Here is a 15903-nt window from a genome sequence, read left to right as displayed (position 1 = left end):
AAATTACTCCTTGGGGATAATAACGTTATGAAATAAGCATAACTTTAAGTTTGCCTTACGGAAAAATAATATCATCATCAACTATTATCAGACTTTTACATAGAGAAGTCTGTTGCTAATACTGATAGATTCATGCAACTTAATCAGTCGGTGTTTATAGCATCTTGCCTTAATGGGTTCTGGCATATACGAAACAGGGAAACAGGGCTGACATGAATCACAGTGCGCGACGCAAGATACTGAAGTTCCTCGGAACATTCATGGTGGTATTGCTCCCCGTGGTGCTGGCGTTATGGTTTGCTCAAATCCGGGCAATGTCCGAAACCCGTAATCAACTTCGCTCTTTTGCGCAACTGGTGTTAAATAAAACTGAATTGGTGATCCAACAAGCCGATTTAGCGCGAGATATGGCCCTGTTGTATCAAGGTAAGATGTGTACCCCGGCACATCAGAAAAATATGCTAGATATTATTCGTGGTCGTTTATATATCAGCGAGCTAATTTATGCGCAGGGCGATCATTTTTTGTGCTCTACGTCGATGGCGCCGCCAGTCGCCTATATTATGCCGACCGCCGACTATAAACGTACGCCGGACATCTCCATCTATTACTATCGCGATACCCCCTTTTTCGCTGGCTACAGAATGACGTATATGCAACGTGGAAACTACGTTGCCGTCATCAACCCATTATCTTACAGCGAAGTTATGTCAGATGACCCGGACCTGTCCTGGGGCGTGTATGACACGGTAACGGGTACTTTTTTCTCTGCCAGCGAAGGGGCGCCTATTGCGCAGTTATTGCTGTTGGTGCGCGGTGAAGCCTCAACCTTCCAGTTGGACGATCGCTTCTACACCAAAGTGCATTCAGAAAAACGCCCGATTGCGATTATTGTGTCGACCTCGGATAAACGCATACATTCGATTTTCTATCATGAGGCTGCGTTAACGATTCCTTTCGGGATTATCTGCAGCATCCTGATGCTGTTAATGTGGTGGCGCACGCGTCAGGAATACTTATCTCCCCGCCGCTTGTTAAAACGCGCAATCAAAAAACGTCAACTGTGTCTGCACTACCAGCCGATCATTGATATCGAAAACGGTCAGTGCGTAGGGGCTGAGGCTCTGCTGCGCTGGCCGGGCTGTGATGGTGAAGTAATGAGCCCAACCGAGTTTATTCCACTGGCTGAAAAAGAGGGAATGATTGAGCGGATCACGGATTACGTGATTGAAGAGGTGTTCAACGATTTAGGATATTTTCTTTCGGCGCATCCTCAGCTTTATATCTCGATAAACCTCTCTGCTTCTGACTTTCATTCATCCCGACTTATTGCCCTGATTACCGACAAAAACCGTGAGTACTCTGTGGCGGCCCAGCAAATTAAAGTCGAGGTGACGGAACGCGGGTTTATTGATGTAGATAAAATGACCGCGGTAATCCAGGCGTTTCGTCAGGCGGGTTATGAAGTGGCGTTTGATGATTTTGGGACGGGATATTCCAATCTACACAATTTATCCGCGTTGAATATCGATATCCTGAAGATCGACAAATCATTTATTAGTACGTTGTCCACCAACAGCACCAGTCACCTGATTGCCGAACATATCATCGAAATGGCGCAAAGCTTACACCTGAAGATGATTGCGGAAGGGGTAGAGACGGTTGAGCAAATCGAGTGGCTGCGCGAACGTGGCGTACAGTATTGTCAGGGCTGGTATTTTGCGAAGGCGCTGCCGCCACAGGAGTTCATGCACTGGATACAACGGTCGCCCGCCATACTGACGCAGAGCGGGCAATAATCTTACAGGCGGTGGCGGTAATCGCTGGGGGTACGATCAAACTCGCGGCGAAACACGCGTGAGAAGGTTTGTTGTGATACGTAACCAAGATCCATTGCGATATCGAAAATAGGTCGCTCGGTCGTCCGCAGTTCAACAGCAGCCAGCAGGAGTCGACGCTGGCGGATATAGTCACCCAACGTCTGGCGCATCACCGTGCGGAACATTCTCTGTAAATACCACTTCGAGTAACCTGATTTTTTCGCCACCGCCTCAATGTTCAGCGGCTGATCGATATGGTCGTCAATCCATTCAATAAGGGTCTGAATAATCTGCTGATGGGACATAGGGCTGCCTCTTTTTCAGTATTCGATTCGTCGTTTTGTCTGTGGGCGAGTATAATTCCTCAAGTTAACTTGAGGTAAAGCGATTTATGGAAAAGAAATTACCCCGAATAAAAGCGCTGCTCACGCCAGGTGAAGTCGCAAAGCGTAGCGGCGTAGCGGTATCAACCCTGCATTTCTATGAAAGCAAAGGGTTAATCAGCAGTATGCGCAACAGCGGCAATCAGCGCCGATACAGACGTGATGTGTTGCGTTATGTGGCGATTATCAAGATTGCTCAACGCATCGGGATCCCGTTGGCAACGATCGGTGACGCGCTCGGCGTATTACCTGAAGGACATTCGCTCAGTGCTAAAGAGTGGAAGCAGCTCTCTTCGCAATGGCGTGAAGAGCTGGATCGACGCATTCATACTTTAGTGGCGCTACGCGATGAACTGGATGGGTGTATTGGTTGCGGTTGTTTGTCGCGCAGCGATTGCCCGTTGCGTAACCCAGGCGATCAGCTTGGCGAGAAGGGGACCGGGGCGCGTCTGCTGGAAGATGATTGATGTGAAATATCTGATGGATTGACGGATATAAAACTAAAGCGCCACAGAGGGCGCTTTAGTTTGGTTCCGGTCTTTGTCTTTCACTCTATCCCGCTGGTTCACGGGAGGGTTTCCCCCGACATCAACACCCCTCAGTCGAGCACATTAGGTGAGGTTCCGGTCTGTGTTGATAATGTAATTGTAAGCCACCTCTATCTATTTACCAGTGAAATGGTGGTTTTTTAGCCAAAAAATTTTCCGCATCTTCACCGGTTTTCTTGCGCAAGTTTGCGTGAAAAAGGCACACCGATGTTGTAATAACTCCGCAAATTTTGTTGCCAGACTGCGCATTGACGATAACGTTTGCGCATCGACTGATTATTTATTGCGCGTTATAAGAAGAAATGAGTAAAAAGCGGCAAAGTTCAGTTGAAAACCAGCGTATGATCGCTGGATAATCGTTTGCTTTTTTTTACCACCCGTTTTTTATGCGCGGAGCTAAACGTTTGCTTTTTTGCGACACCCCTATTGACGCAAACCTGGCACATGGAGAAAACGTTTAGCAGGCAGTGGATTGTCCAGCACGCATAATGACGAAAAAATAAACTCTCAGGGGATGTTTTCTATGTCTACGCCTTCAGCGCGTACCGGCGGTTCACTCGACGCCTGGTTTAAAATTTCGCTCCGCGGCAGTACCGTTCGTCAGGAAGTCGTTGCCGGATTAACGACGTTCCTGGCCATGGTCTACTCCGTCATCGTGGTTCCGGGGATGCTGGGTAAAGCTGGATTCCCGCCTGCCGCTGTATTTGTGGCAACCTGTCTGGTCGCGGGCGTCGGTTCTATTGTGATGGGCCTGTGGGCAAACCTGCCGCTGGCGATTGGTTGCGCCATTTCTTTGACGGCGTTTACCGCATTCAGCCTGGTACTGGGACAACATATCAGCGTGCCTGTTGCGCTGGGTGCGGTGTTCCTGATGGGTGTCCTGTTTACCATCATTTCCGCGACCGGTATTCGTAGCTGGATCCTGCGCAATCTACCGCAGGGTGTTGCGCACGGTACGGGGATTGGTATCGGCCTGTTCCTGCTGCTGATTGCGGCAAACGGCGTGGGTCTGGTTATTAAAAACCCGCTGGACGGCCTGCCGGTTGCGCTGGGCGATTTCGATACCTTCCCGGTGATTATGTCGCTGGTAGGTCTGGCGGTGATTATTGGCCTCGAAAAACTGAAAGTACCGGGCGGTATCCTGCTGACTATTATCGGTATTTCCGTAGTGGGTCTGATTTTCGACCCGGCCGTACATTTCTCCGGTATTTTTGCCATGCCGTCTCTGAGCGACGAAAACGGCAACTCGCTGATCGGTAGCCTGGATATTATGGGCGCACTAAACCCAATCGTACTGCCGAGCGTGCTGGCGCTGGTCATGACCGCTGTCTTCGATGCGACCGGAACCATCCGTGCGGTAGCCGGACAGGCGAATCTGCTGGATAAAGACGGACAGATTATTGACGGCGGCAAAGCGCTGACCACCGACTCCCTGAGCAGCGTGTTCTCTGGTCTGGTGGGTGCTGCACCGGCGGCGGTTTATATTGAATCCGCAGCGGGTACGGCGGCAGGCGGCAAAACTGGCCTGACGGCGATCACCGTTGGCGTACTGTTCCTGCTGATCCTGTTCCTCTCTCCGCTCTCTTATCTTGTACCAGTATATGCAACGGCACCTGCGCTGATGTATGTGGGTCTGTTGATGTTGAGCAACGTAGCGAAAATCGACTTTGCTGACTTTGTCGACGCTATGGCGGGGCTGGTAACGGCCGTATTTATCGTGCTGACCTGTAACATCGTGACCGGCATTATGATTGGCTTTGCTACCCTGGTGATTGGCCGTATCGTCTCTGGCGAATGGCGCAAACTGAACATCGGCACAGTGGTCATCGCCATCGCGCTGGTGGCCTTCTACGCTGGTGGTTGGGCTATCTAATCCTCATTTGATGAAGATTCTGAAAACGGGTGGCTTTGGCCGCCCGTTTTTATTTTCACAACACTCTCGTTGTCTTTTGCGTTACTCTCAAGTAGATAGAATTGAGGCACGACGCCTCTCATCACTGATCATAAGAAACATCGCAAACAGGGAACGCATGGAAATCTTTTTCACCATACTCATCATGACCCTTGTGGTCTCGCTGTCGGGGGTTTTTACTCGCGTATTGCCATTCCAACTCCCTTTACCCCTTATGCAGATCGCCATCGGCGCCTTGCTGGCGTGGCCGACGTTTGGTTTGCATGTGGAATTCGATCCTGAGCTTTTTCTGGTTCTGTTCATCCCGCCGCTGCTTTTCGCCGATGGCTGGAAGACGCCAACCCGTGAGTTTCTGGAGCACGGGCGAGAGATCTTCGGCCTTGCGCTGGCGCTGGTTCTGGTCACGGTGGTCGGGATTGGCTTTATGATTTACTGGCTGGTGCCGGGGATCCCTCTCATCCCAGCCTTTGCGCTGGCCGCTGTCCTGTCGCCAACCGATGCAGTTGCGCTTTCCGGCATAGTGGGCGAGGGACGCATACCGAAGAAAATCATGGGTATCCTGCAGGGCGAAGCGTTGATGAACGACGCCTCCGGTCTGGTATCACTGAAATTTGCCGTCGCCGTGGCGATGGGCACGATGGTGTTTACGGTTGGTGGCGCAACGCTTGAATTCTTCAAGGTAGCGATTGGCGGTATCCTGGCCGGTTTTGTCGTCAGTTGGCTGTACGGGCGCTCCCTGCGTTTTCTCAGCCGCTGGGGTGGTGATGAACCGGCAACGCAAATCGTTCTGCTGTTCCTGCTGCCGTTTGCGTCTTACCTGATTGCGGAACACATCGGTGTTTCCGGCATCCTCGCGGCGGTCGCAGCCGGGATGACGATCACCCGTTCCGGGGTAATGCGCCGGGCGCCGCTGGCGATGCGTTTACGTGCTAACAGCACCTGGGCGATGCTGGAGTTTGTGTTTAACGGCATGGTTTTCTTGCTGTTAGGACTGCAGTTGCCGGGGATTCTGGAGTCTTCTTTGGCGGCGGCAGAAGCCGATCCGAATGTTGAAATCTGGATGCTGTTTACCGATATCGTGCTGATTTACGTGGCGCTGATGCTGGTACGTTTTGGCTGGCTGTGGACGATGAAGAAGTTTAGCCTGCGCTTCCTGAAGAAAAAGCCGATGGAGTTTGGTTCCTGGACGACGCGTGAAATCATGATCGCCTCCTTTGCGGGCGTGCGTGGGGCCATTACTCTCGCCGGTGTGCTCTCTATTCCGTTGCTGTTACCGGATGGTAGCGGCTTCCCGGCGCGATATGAGCTGATCTTCCTTGCCGCGGGCGTGATTCTGTTCTCGCTGTTTGTTGGCGTGGTGATGCTGCCGCTTCTGCTGCAACACCTGGAAGTGGCAGACCACTCGCAGCAGCAGAAAGAGGAACGAATTGCCCGCGCTGCCACGGCGGAAGTGGCGATTGTCGCCATCCAGAAAATGGAGGAGCGTCTGGCCGCAGACACCGAAGAGAACATCGACAATCAGTTGCTCACCGAGGTAAGTTCACGCGTCATCGGTAACCTGCGTCGACGCGCCGACGGACGCAACGACGTAGAAAGCTCGATGCAGGAAGAAAACCTCGAGCGACGTTTCCGTCTGGCGGCCCTGCGCTCCGAGCGCGCGGAGCTTTATCACCTGCGCGCCACGCGGGAAATTAGCAATGAAACGCTGCAAAAACTGCTGCACGATCTGGATTTGCTGGAAGCGCTGTTGATCGAGAACGAATAAACGGTTGTGCCTGATGGCGCTACGCTTATCAGGCCTACGGAATCCAATTGTAGGTCTGATAAGCGTTAAGCCGCATCCGGCATGTTACGACTCTTGCGTTAGCCAGAACCCTTCACAGCATTTGAGCCACGCCTGGGCGCTGTGCGACAGATACACACCTTCGCGCCAAATCATGCCCAACTGCCAGCGTAAATCACTCTCCAAAGGGATCCAGCGCAGCGTCTGCTTATCCAACCGCTGGCAAATCGGCTCCGGTAAAATGGCGATCCCGACTCCGGCTTGCACCATTGCCGCCAGAAAATCCCACTGCCCACTGCGTACCGCGATGCGGGGTTTGACGTTGTGCTGGTTAAACAGCTCAAGCAACTGACGGCTCAACGCGAAATCTTCGTTATAGATAAGCAGGGGATGCTCCGCTAACGCCTCGGGGGAAATGGATTCACACGTTGTCCACTGACCGGAACGGGGGACCAGCACGCAGAGCGGATGGCTAAAAAGCGGTAAGGTCGCCAGGCCGCTCTCTTCTTCAACCGGCAGCGCGGTCATCGCGACATCCAGCTCGCCATTCATCACCGCCTGCTGGACGGTTAAGCCTCCAAATTCAGATACCTTCAGCTCCACGCCGGGATAGCGCTGGCGAAACAGGCTGATAGGCCCGGCCATCAACATACCGACCATGGGGGGGATGCCGAGGCGCAGCACTCCCTTGTTGAGGTGATTAATGTCGCTGAGTTCTGCTTCGAGCTGGCGAAACTCGGCGAGGATCGCCAGGCCGCGTTCGAAAACAACCTGTCCGGTGTCGGTTAACAGCAGTCGCCGACCGTCGCGGATTAACAGCGTGCAGTTAAGCTCGTCTTCAAGGTTCTTCAACATCTTGCTGATGGTGGGCTGGGTGACAAAAAGCTTCTCCGCTGCGCGGGTAAAGCTCTGCTGACGAACCACCTCAACAAAATAGCGCAGCGTTCTGATATCCATGATTATTCCTTAAGACTATGCCTGCAATGAGTTTAATTCATTTCAGTCCTGGACGGGGGCTCTCTATACTGGCGCTCTCTACTTTTTAAGGACATACCCTCATGGCTGTGGCGATAAGCCGCGTGACGCCTGCCGTTATTCATCGACTCCAGATCCCCGTTCAGGTTCTGTTGTACGCAGGTCTATTTGTATTTGCTCAATATCTTGTCTCCTGGCTGCATCTGCCGCTTCCTGCCAACCTGGTTGGGATGGTGCTGATGTTGGCGCTGATTGTCTGCCGGGTTATCCCGCTGAACTGGATTCGTGCAGGCGCTCGCTGGTTACTGGCTGAAATGTTGCTGTTTTTTGTTCCGGCGGTGGTGGCTGTCGTCAACTATACGCAGCTGTTGTTGGTCGATGGTTGGCGCATATTTGCCGTCATTGCGCTAAGTACGTTGATGGTGCTTGGCGCAACGGCGTGGGTCGTGGATAAAGTGTATCGCTATGAAATGAGCAGGCTAAACCGTGAGTAATTTCCAGCTAAGCGTGCTGTGTCTGGTGATTACGCTGGGCATCTATTTTGCCAACAAGCGCCTGTATCGCCGTTTTCGTAAATTACCGCTGATGCCGTTAGTGCTCACTCCGGCGCTGCTGGTCCTGATGCTGGTCTTTGGGCATATCTCCTGGCAAAACTATATTGGTGAATCGCACTGGCTGCTGTGGCTGTTAGGCCCAGCGACCATCGCTTTTGCCGTTCCGGTTTATGACAACCTTGCCGTGATTAAGCGGCACTGGATGTCACTGACGGCGGGCGTGGTGACGGCAACGCTGGTGGCCGTTACCAGTTCCGTGTGGCTGGCGCGTCTGTTTATGTTGCCTGATGAAATCCAGCGTAGTCTGGCGGTGCGCTCCGTCACCACGCCATTTGCGCTGGCGGCAGCAGAGCCGTTGGGTGGGCAACCAGACCTGGTGGCATTGTTCGTGGTAGTGACCGGTGTATTCGGTATGGCGGTTGGCGATGTACTGTTTTTACGGCTTTCTATTCGGGAAGGGATGGCGAAAGGTGCAGGATTTGGCGCAGCCTCGCATGGTGCGGGCACGGCGCGCTCTTATGAGCTCGGCCAGCAGGAGGGCGTGGTCGCCAGCCTGGTGATGATGCTTTCCGGCGTGGTGATGGTGCTGGTAGCGCCGCTGGTCGCGATGGTGATGTTCTGACCAGCGGCTGTGTGCTATTTCAAGCGTGAAATCAGCGCGAACTCTTTAAAATTCACCGGCCGCTGTTGCTGCATTGAAATATTCCCGGCGATACCGGTCAAAATCGACATGGCGCCGGCGCGATGGTCGGCGGCACGCTGCAACGGATCGTGCCGCGGTTCGCCAAACAGATCGGCCAGCATCGCATTATCTCCACCGCCGTGACCGCCTTCGCCGAGGGTAAAATCAGCTTGCCACGGCGCGGCAAACATCGGGAAAACAGTGATGTCACAGGCTTCAAGGCAGCCTTCGTTATCCCGCTCGCCTCCGGCGTTGACGTAGGATTTCTCAACGATTTTCATCTCCAGGCGGCCTTCGCTGCCGTTAAAGACCACGTTCAAGCCTTCCCACGGCAGCCAGGTGTTCAGTGAGTAGGTAAGCTGCACCTGATTCTGATACTTCACCAGCACCGACATGGTGTCTTCAATGGTGATGCCGTCGCTGAATACGCTCTGGTCGCGGAAATAGTTATCTTCATGTTCTGCATCCAGATAGAGCGCTTTAAGCTGAGGGTTTTCGGCCATATGCAGCGCAAACGGATCGTCTTTGGCCTGCGCATAGCCGTGAGCGCGCGGGTAAAATTGCGTCACGCCCCGGCGTTCGGCGTTCTCTTTTCCATAGAAACGCAGGCTGCCTTCGGCATACACCCGCTCGGGATAACTGCCCAGCCAGAAGTTCATTAGATCAAAATGGTGAGTGGATTTATGCACTAATAAGCCGCCGCTATTACGTTTTTCGCGATGCCAGCGACGGAAATAATCGGCACCGTGTTCGGTATTGAGCAACCATTCAAAGTGAACTGAATAAACCTCGCCAATCGTACCGTTCATCAGCAGTTCGCGAACCTTGCTGTGGTGCGGTGCATAGCGATAGTTAAAAGCGACGCGTAACTGACGGCCGGTCTCTTCAATGGCGTCCAGAATCCGCAGGGCGCGTTGCTCATCGATGGTCATCGGTTTTTCGGTGATCACATCGCAGCCTGCGCGTAGCGCACGCACGATATAGTCGTCGTGAGTCCGGTCCATGGTGGTCACAATGATGATATCCGGACGTGTTTCGCGGATCATCTCTTCAAACTGCTGCGCCTTCCATGTAGAGACCGGGGGCGCACCTTCGTTCGCCAAAAGCTGGTTGGCGTAATTCATACGGGTTTGATTGGTGTCGCAAAAGGCGACCAGACGTGCATTTTCTTTCCACTGCCCGCCAATCGCGCTGATGTAAAGTCCCGCGCGCCCGCCAGTTCCTACCAGGGCATATTTCTTCATAACATCCTCATTTCTAAAAAATGAATTAACGTGTTGATGTAATAAAAACAATATTTCAATTTTATTTTTATACAATAACGCTAATGCAGAAGATGGATACAACGCAGAAGGAAAAATGTGATCCCCAGCCAAAATGACCGGAAGAGAGGATGAGATTCTGATTTTCTTAGAGGCTATGTTTAAATTTATGTTTACGCCTTAGAATAATGATAAATGTTACTCGCCATTGTAAGGATGCGCAGCGTGAAATATTTGTGGTTATCTGCTCTTTTGTTTAGTCATGCCGTTTTGGCCTGGTGTCCTGATGAAGACCAACAGGTGACACTTCAGGGAACATTAATACAACAGACATTACCCGGTTCGCTAAATTACGAAAGCATCAAAGATGGCGATGAAGCGGTAACTTATGATTATCTTAAATTGGATCAACCGTTTGAGTGCGATGTTAACGGTGAGCCTGAAAATGTTCCGCTAGTGCAGATTATCTTGATGGGCAAAAATAAGCTTAATTACGCCGATCTTGCTCCTTCTCTGGGAAAAGATGTCATCCTGACCGGGAAAACGATGTATGCCCAAACGGGTCATCACTTTACTTCTGTGCTGCTTATTCTTTATAGCGCCAAAAACGTTACTCCCATCACCACGGCGGAACAAAAGAAAAGCGCGCTGCTGCAGTTTCAACAGTTCCAACAGGCGTTGCGGGAGAAAAACGTTGTCGCGTTGAAAACATATTTTGTCTTTCCTTTGCAGGGGACGCTATTTGACTTTATTGATTATGATGAAAACCGTCAGGAAGATGTACTTACCGAGACTGTGTTTGACCAAAATTCGCAGCAGATTATGGCGCATCTGCAGATGCTTGCCAGCATCGGTGTTGATGCTGAATCCCTGATGATAAACGAGTACAGAATTAACGCGCTTTCGGAACATGAGCAGCAGCGTCGCTATTTTCCTGCGGATGAAGATGGCATGTTTTATTATGAAGAACACGGTAAACGTCATACCGTTAAAGGAACATGCGATACCATCGCCCAAGGGGAACTTACGGACGGTATTCTTTTTATTTCACAGGGGACCGGTCCTAATACGCAACTTCCCGGCCTTTCAGAGTATTGTGATGGTGCAACGTCATATATGTTCAAGCTGGTTGATGGCAAACTGCGACTGACGGGGAGTTTTACCGCAGGGTAGGGACGTATTACAAAAGGAATGAAATAAAAATAGAAAAGGATGTTAATAAATGCTTAATGATTTATTTCTGGGGTGCCGGGTTGCTGGCTTTTTGGAAGGGCTGGCAGTGGCTAAATCTTGTGTGTGCGATTATTTTCCTGTTGCTTATCGCTGTGCCTGCTCGTCGCTTGATAACGGATGAGAATCCAGGATGATTCGCTGAACGTCTTCCCCGGCCAAAATGACCGGGGAAGAGGAGGAGTGGTTAGTGCGCGCGACCTTGTTCTACGCCGTACCCGGTCTGGGAACGGATGAACTGAGCACGGAACTGCTCGCGTTCGCGATTACCTTCTTCTGAGTTATCGGTAGCAGAGAAGAACCAGATCCCGAGGAACGCTACGCTGATGGAGAACAGCGCCGGATATTCATACGGGAAAATGGCTTTTTCATGACCAAGGATCTGGACCCAAATCGTCGGGCCAAGCACCATCAGCACCACCGCCGTCAGCAGACCTAACCAGCCGCCCAACATCGCGCCACGCGTAGTCAGTCTTGACCAGTACATGGAGAGCAGAATGATCGGGAAGTTGCAGCTGGCTGCGATAGCAAACGCCAGACCTACCATGAAGGCGATATTCTGGTTCTCAAACAGCACGCCGAGCAGGATGGCAATCACGCCCAGCACCAGTACGGTGATTTTCGACACCTTCAGCTCTTCACGTTCGGTTGCGCCTTTACGGAACACGTTGGCGTACAGGTCGTGAGAAACGGCCGATGCGCCCGCCAGCGTCAGGCCTGCAACCACCGCCAGGATGGTGGCAAACGCCACGGCTGAGATGAAGCCCAGGAACAGGTTGCCGCCCACTGCATTCGCCAGGTGAACCGCCGCCATGTTGTTACCGCCGATCAGCGCGCCAGCAGCGTCTTTATACGCCGGGTTAGCGCCCACCAGCATGATCGCGCCAAAGCCGATGATAAAGGTCAGGATGTAGAAATAACCCATAAAACCTGTGGCATAGAACACGCTCTTACGCGCTTCTCGGGCATCGCTGACCGTGAAGAAGCGCATCAGGATGTGCGGCAAGCCTGCCGTACCAAACATCAGGCCGAGACCTAACGATAGGGCGGAGATCGGATCTTTTACCAGTCCGCCCGGGCTCATAATGGCTGAACCTTTCGGGTGTACCGCCATTGCTTCGGTGAACAGGTTGTTGAAGCTAAAGCCGACGTGCTTCATCACCATAAAGGCCATAAAGCTGGCGCCGAACAGCAGCAGAACGGCTTTGATGATCTGTACCCAGGTGGTCGCCAGCATGCCGCCAAACAGGACGTACATCATCATCAGCACGCCAACCAGTACGACGGCGATGTGATAGTTCAGACCAAACAGCAGCTCAATCAGCTTACCTGCGCCGACCATCTGGGCGATCAGATACAGCGCGACCACCACCAGAGAACCACAGGCCGACAGAATACGGATTGGTCCTTGCTTCAGACGATAAGAAGCAACATCTGCAAAGGTGTAACGACCCAGGTTACGCAGACGCTCAGCAATCAGGAACAGGATAATTGGCCAACCGACCAGGAAGCCGAGCGAATAGATCAGCCCGTCATAACCGGAGGTAAACACCAGCGCGGAAATCCCGAGAAACGATGCCGCCGACATATAGTCGCCCGCAATCGCCAGCCCGTTCTGGAAACCAGTGATGTTACCGCCGGCGGTGTAGTAGTCATTACGCGAACGTACGCGCTTAGACGCCCAGTAAGTAATACCGAGCGTAAAGATGACGAAAATCAGGAACATGACAATCGCCTGCCAGTTGGTTGGCTGGCGTTGGACTGCACCGCTAATAGCATCCGCCGCGTTTGCGGCGAAGGGCAGCGTGGCGGCAAGCGCCGTCAGGACTCTCTTCATGATGCTTTAACCTCGTGCAGAACCGCATTGTTCAGGCGGTCGAATTCACCGTTTGCCCGCCAGATATAGATCCCGGTCAGGATGAAGGAGATGAGGATCACACCGACCCCAATCGGAATACCCCGGGTGACGCTGGTTCCCGCGTGTAGCGGCGTACCCAGCCAGCCAGGCGCAAAGGCAATCAGTAAAATAAAGCTGATGTAAACTGCCAGCATGATGATGGACAGAATGGTGGCAAACCGTTGCCTTTTTTCAACTAACTCCCTGAAACGCGCACTGTCTTCTATCCGCTGATAAATAGAGTCATTCATCACAGAGTTCTCCAGAGGCCCCCTTCGTCTTTCACGTTGCAAGTGTGTTGGCCGCACTCGCCCACCTCAGTCACATAGTGAACTATGCTCCTGGGGATGCGCTCGCTTGCCGCCTTCCTGCAACGCGAAATCCTTTGGGGTGGGTTATTATATTTTCCCTCCCGGTCAGGGGAGGGGTAGGGGTAGGATTTGTAGGCCCGATAAGCCGTGCACCATCGGGCATTTCACGGTTATGGTTATGATGGCATCGCGATGGCCTGCTTCTCTTCGAGCAGTTTCTCTACCACGCCAGGATCGGCGAGGGTCGAGGTATCGCCCAGATTGCTGGTATCGCCCGCCGCGATTTTACGCAGAATACGGCGCATGATTTTGCCGGAGCGGGTTTTCGGCAGTGAGTCGGTCCAGTGCAGCACGTCTGGCGTTGCCAGCGGACCAATTTCTTTACGTACCCAGTTGCGCACCTCGGCGTACAGCTCAGGTGACGGCTCTTCGCCGTGATTCAGCGTGACGTAGGCGTAGATCGCCTGGCCTTTAATATTATGCGGAATACCCACCACCGCGGCCTCGGCGATCTTCGGATGCGACACCAGCGCCGATTCGATTTCTGCCGTTCCCAGACGGTGGCCAGAGACGTTCAGCACATCGTCCACACGACCGGTGATCCAGTAATAGCCATCTTCGTCACGACGCGCGCCGTCGCCGCTGAAGTACATATTCTTGAAGGTAGAAAAGTAGGTCTGCTCAAAGCGTTCGTGATCGCCAAACAGCGTTCTCGCCTGGCCCGGCCACGAGTCGGTAATCACCAGGTTGCCTTCGGTCGCGCCTTCCAGCGGATTACCCTCGTTATCGACAATCGCAGGCTGTACGCCAAAGAACGGACGGGTTGCGGAACCCGCTTTCAGCTCGGTGGCGCCCGGCAGCGGGGTGATCATGAATCCACCGGTTTCGGTCTGCCACCAGGTATCGACGACCGGGCATTTTTCGTTGCCGATCTTCTTCCAGTACCACTCCCATGCTTCCGGGTTAATCGGCTCGCCAACGGAACCCAGGATACGCAGCGAGGAGCGGTCAGTGCCTTCAATCGCTTTATCACCTTCTGCCATCAGGGCGCGGATGGCGGTCGGCGCGGTATACAGAATATTGACCTGGTGCTTGTCCACAACCTGCGACATACGCGCCGGGGTTGGCCAGTTTGGCACGCCTTCGAACATCAGCGTGGTTGCGCCGCAGGCCAGCGGACCGTACAGCAGGTAGCTGTGCCCGGTTACCCAACCCACGTCAGCAGTACACCAATAAATATCGCCCTGATGGTAGTCAAACACGTACTTAAAGGTGGTTGCGGCATAGACCAGATATCCGCCGGTGGTATGCAGTACGCCTTTTGGCTTGCCGGTTGAACCGGAGGTATAGAGGATAAACAGCGGATCTTCCGCGTTCATTTCTTCTGGCTGATGTTCCGGGCTGGCTTTCTCGATAAGATCGGACCACCACAGGTCACGGCCTTCCTGCCATTCCGTTTTTCCACCGGTACGTTTGAGGACGACCACATGTTCCACGGTTTTGACGTTCGGGTTTTTCAGCGCATCATCGACGTTCTTTTTCAGCGGGATAGCGCGGCCGGCGCGCACGCCTTCGTCGGCGGTGATCACCAGACGTGAATTGGAGTCGATGATACGTCCGGCGACGGCCTCTGGTGAGAAACCACCGAAGATGACCGAATGCACCGCGCCAATGCGGGCGCAAGCCAGCATAGCAACCGCCGCTTCCGGCACCATCGGCATATAAATGGCCACTACGTCGCCTTTTTTAATGCCTAAATCCAGTAGCGTATTGGCGAAACGGCAAACATCGCGATGCAGTTCGCGATAAGTAATGTTTTTGCTTTGGGTGGCGTCATCGCCTTCCCAGATGATGGCGGTGCGATCGCCATTTGCCTGTAAATGACGGTCAAGGCAGTTTGCGGCCAGGTTCAGGGTGCCGTCTTCGTACCATTTAATCGACACGTTGCCTGGTGCGAAGGAGGTGTTCTTCACCTGGCTGTATGGCTTGATCCAATCAAGAATCTTTCCCTGCTCGCCCCAAAATGTGTCGGGTTCGTTAACGGATTGCTGGTATTTCTCTTCGTACTGCTCCGGGTTTATCAGGCAACGATCCGCAATGTTTGCGGGAATAGCGTGTTTATGTATTTGGCTCATGGCTTTTGTTCTCCTTGTAGGATGTTAATAATATGTCTCATAAACGTTAAATGTAGGGGCTTTGAGAGTTTTGTTTAGTATTTGCGCGGCAGATCACGCAATAAACGAATTGTGCAAATTAGCGGCAAACTTAATTTTGAAGGGAACTAGCAAAAATTGATTAAATCTCGCGATAACATGTAGTTATCTAAAGGATTATTGAAAAGGTGATCTATCTCTGAATTAGACAAAAGAGTGAGGAGTTAGAGGGGGTTTATAACTCTAAAGTGGTATTTTACATACACTTACAATTGATTAAAAACAACATTTTCAGTGTGGTTTCTTGTTACAAATAGGGTGGAGCAATGTCATGACAGTATTCGTGTGGTTGCTGTTATGGAAAACAATAAAAGAACCGCCATTGCAGATAAT

13 protein-coding genes are annotated in these 15903 nt (G+C 52.4%); 7 read left to right on the top strand and 6 right to left on the bottom strand.

The window, feature by feature from the left end:
* Nucleotides 1-212 precede the first annotated feature (212 nt).
* The gene (pdeC, locus tag OGV52_RS01370; RefSeq protein ID WP_287107968.1) at nt 213-1799 is read left to right on the top strand and encodes a cyclic di-3',5'-guanosine monophosphate phosphodiesterase PdeC; all 1587 of its coding nucleotides are present in this window, start codon (nt 213-215) and stop codon (nt 1797-1799) included.
* Nucleotides 1800-1801: 2 nt separating this feature from the next.
* On the opposite strand, the gene soxS is transcribed toward pdeC, so the two are convergent.
* Nucleotides 1802-2125, bottom strand: a complete 324-nt coding sequence (gene soxS, locus OGV52_RS01365) for a superoxide response transcriptional regulator SoxS (protein WP_016155362.1) — start codon at nt 2123-2125, stop codon at nt 1802-1804.
* A gap of 86 nt (nt 2126-2211) precedes the next feature.
* Here soxS and soxR point away from each other — a divergent pair, with 86 nt between their 5' ends.
* From soxR to OGV52_RS01350, 3 genes are all read left to right on the top strand, one after another.
* Nucleotides 2212-2670: a redox-sensitive transcriptional activator SoxR gene (soxR, locus tag OGV52_RS01360; protein WP_016155363.1), complete on the top strand. Its 459-nt coding sequence runs from the start codon at nt 2212-2214 to the stop codon at nt 2668-2670.
* 604 nt (nt 2671-3274) lie between these two features.
* Nucleotides 3275-4624, top strand: coding sequence for a guanine/hypoxanthine transporter GhxP (gene ghxP / locus OGV52_RS01355; RefSeq protein WP_016155449.1), 1350 nt, complete (start codon nt 3275-3277; stop codon nt 4622-4624).
* Between the two features lie 157 nt (nt 4625-4781).
* Entirely contained in the window at nt 4782-6428 is a 1647-nt protein-coding gene (locus OGV52_RS01350) for a Na+/H+ antiporter (RefSeq protein ID WP_016155450.1), read from the top strand.
* An 84-nt stretch (nt 6429-6512) separates the two neighbouring features.
* Here the strand turns inward: OGV52_RS01350 and OGV52_RS01345 are convergent, their stop codons facing one another.
* Nucleotides 6513-7403 carry a LysR family transcriptional regulator gene (locus OGV52_RS01345; RefSeq protein WP_047357727.1) on the bottom strand — a complete coding sequence of 297 codons (891 nt, stop codon included), beginning with the start codon at nt 7401-7403 and terminating at the stop codon, nt 6513-6515.
* Between the two features lie 101 nt (nt 7404-7504).
* Between OGV52_RS01345 and OGV52_RS01340 the strand changes: the two genes are divergently transcribed.
* Nucleotides 7505-7915, top strand: a complete 411-nt coding sequence (locus OGV52_RS01340) for a CidA/LrgA family protein (protein ID WP_016155367.1) — start codon at nt 7505-7507, stop codon at nt 7913-7915.
* The gene (locus OGV52_RS01335; protein WP_151224611.1) at nt 7908-8597 is read left to right on the top strand and encodes an LrgB family protein; all 690 of its coding nucleotides are present in this window, start codon (nt 7908-7910) and stop codon (nt 8595-8597) included. Before OGV52_RS01340 ends, OGV52_RS01335 begins: the two co-directional genes overlap by 8 nt.
* A gap of 14 nt (nt 8598-8611) precedes the next feature.
* On the opposite strand, the gene OGV52_RS01330 is transcribed toward OGV52_RS01335, so the two are convergent.
* On the bottom strand, nt 8612-9901 hold the full coding sequence (locus tag OGV52_RS01330; RefSeq protein WP_047499548.1) for a Gfo/Idh/MocA family protein: 1290 nt from the start codon (nt 9899-9901) through the stop codon (nt 8612-8614).
* Nucleotides 9902-10144: 243 nt separating this feature from the next.
* On the opposite strand from OGV52_RS01330, the gene OGV52_RS01325 reads away from it, so the two are divergent.
* Nucleotides 10145-11092: a DUF4431 domain-containing protein gene (locus tag OGV52_RS01325; RefSeq protein ID WP_216404179.1), complete on the top strand. Its 948-nt coding sequence runs from the start codon at nt 10145-10147 to the stop codon at nt 11090-11092.
* 244 nt (nt 11093-11336) lie between these two features.
* Here the strand turns inward: OGV52_RS01325 and actP are convergent, their stop codons facing one another.
* The 3 genes from actP to acs form a co-directional block, all read right to left on the bottom strand.
* Nucleotides 11337-12986: a cation/acetate symporter ActP gene (gene actP, locus OGV52_RS01320; RefSeq protein ID WP_016155369.1), complete on the bottom strand. Its 1650-nt coding sequence runs from the start codon at nt 12984-12986 to the stop codon at nt 11337-11339.
* Nucleotides 12983-13297 carry a DUF485 domain-containing protein gene (locus OGV52_RS01315; protein ID WP_016155370.1) on the bottom strand — a complete coding sequence of 105 codons (315 nt, stop codon included), beginning with the start codon at nt 13295-13297 and terminating at the stop codon, nt 12983-12985. The genes actP and OGV52_RS01315 overlap by 4 nt, the downstream gene beginning before the upstream one ends.
* A gap of 236 nt (nt 13298-13533) precedes the next feature.
* Nucleotides 13534-15492: an acetate--CoA ligase gene (gene acs, locus OGV52_RS01310; RefSeq protein ID WP_016155371.1), complete on the bottom strand. Its 1959-nt coding sequence runs from the start codon at nt 15490-15492 to the stop codon at nt 13534-13536.
* Nucleotides 15493-15903: the final 411 nt, after the last annotated feature.

This window comes from Citrobacter sp. Cb041 (assembly GCF_030336655.1).
GTDB classification, from domain to species: domain Bacteria; phylum Pseudomonadota; class Gammaproteobacteria; order Enterobacterales; family Enterobacteriaceae; genus Citrobacter; species Citrobacter braakii.
This window is presented reverse-complemented; position numbering and strand designations above follow the sequence as displayed.

Excerpts from the sequence above, each read along its gene's own strand:
- OGV52_RS01345 (WP_047357727.1), bottom strand. The coding sequence starts at position 7,403 with ATGGATATCAGAACGCTGCGCTATTTTGTTGAGGTGGTTCGTCAGCAG.
- OGV52_RS01350 (WP_016155450.1), top strand. The coding sequence starts at position 4,782 with ATGGAAATCTTTTTCACCATACTCATCATGACCCTTGTGGTCTCGCTG.
- ghxP (WP_016155449.1), top strand. The coding sequence starts at position 3,275 with ATGTCTACGCCTTCAGCGCGTACCGGCGGTTCACTCGACGCCTGGTTT.
- acs (WP_016155371.1), bottom strand. The coding sequence starts at position 15,492 with ATGAGCCAAATACATAAACACGCTATTCCCGCAAACATTGCGGATCGT.
- OGV52_RS01330 (WP_047499548.1), bottom strand. The coding sequence starts at position 9,901 with ATGAAGAAATATGCCCTGGTAGGAACTGGCGGGCGCGCGGGACTTTAC.
- OGV52_RS01315 (WP_016155370.1), bottom strand. The coding sequence starts at position 13,297 with ATGAATGACTCTATTTATCAGCGGATAGAAGACAGTGCGCGTTTCAGG.
- OGV52_RS01340 (WP_016155367.1), top strand. The coding sequence starts at position 7,505 with ATGGCTGTGGCGATAAGCCGCGTGACGCCTGCCGTTATTCATCGACTC.
- soxR (WP_016155363.1), top strand. The coding sequence starts at position 2,212 with ATGGAAAAGAAATTACCCCGAATAAAAGCGCTGCTCACGCCAGGTGAA.
- soxS (WP_016155362.1), bottom strand. The coding sequence starts at position 2,125 with ATGTCCCATCAGCAGATTATTCAGACCCTTATTGAATGGATTGACGAC.
- pdeC (WP_287107968.1), top strand. The coding sequence starts at position 213 with ATGAATCACAGTGCGCGACGCAAGATACTGAAGTTCCTCGGAACATTC.
- actP (WP_016155369.1), bottom strand. The coding sequence starts at position 12,986 with ATGAAGAGAGTCCTGACGGCGCTTGCCGCCACGCTGCCCTTCGCCGCA.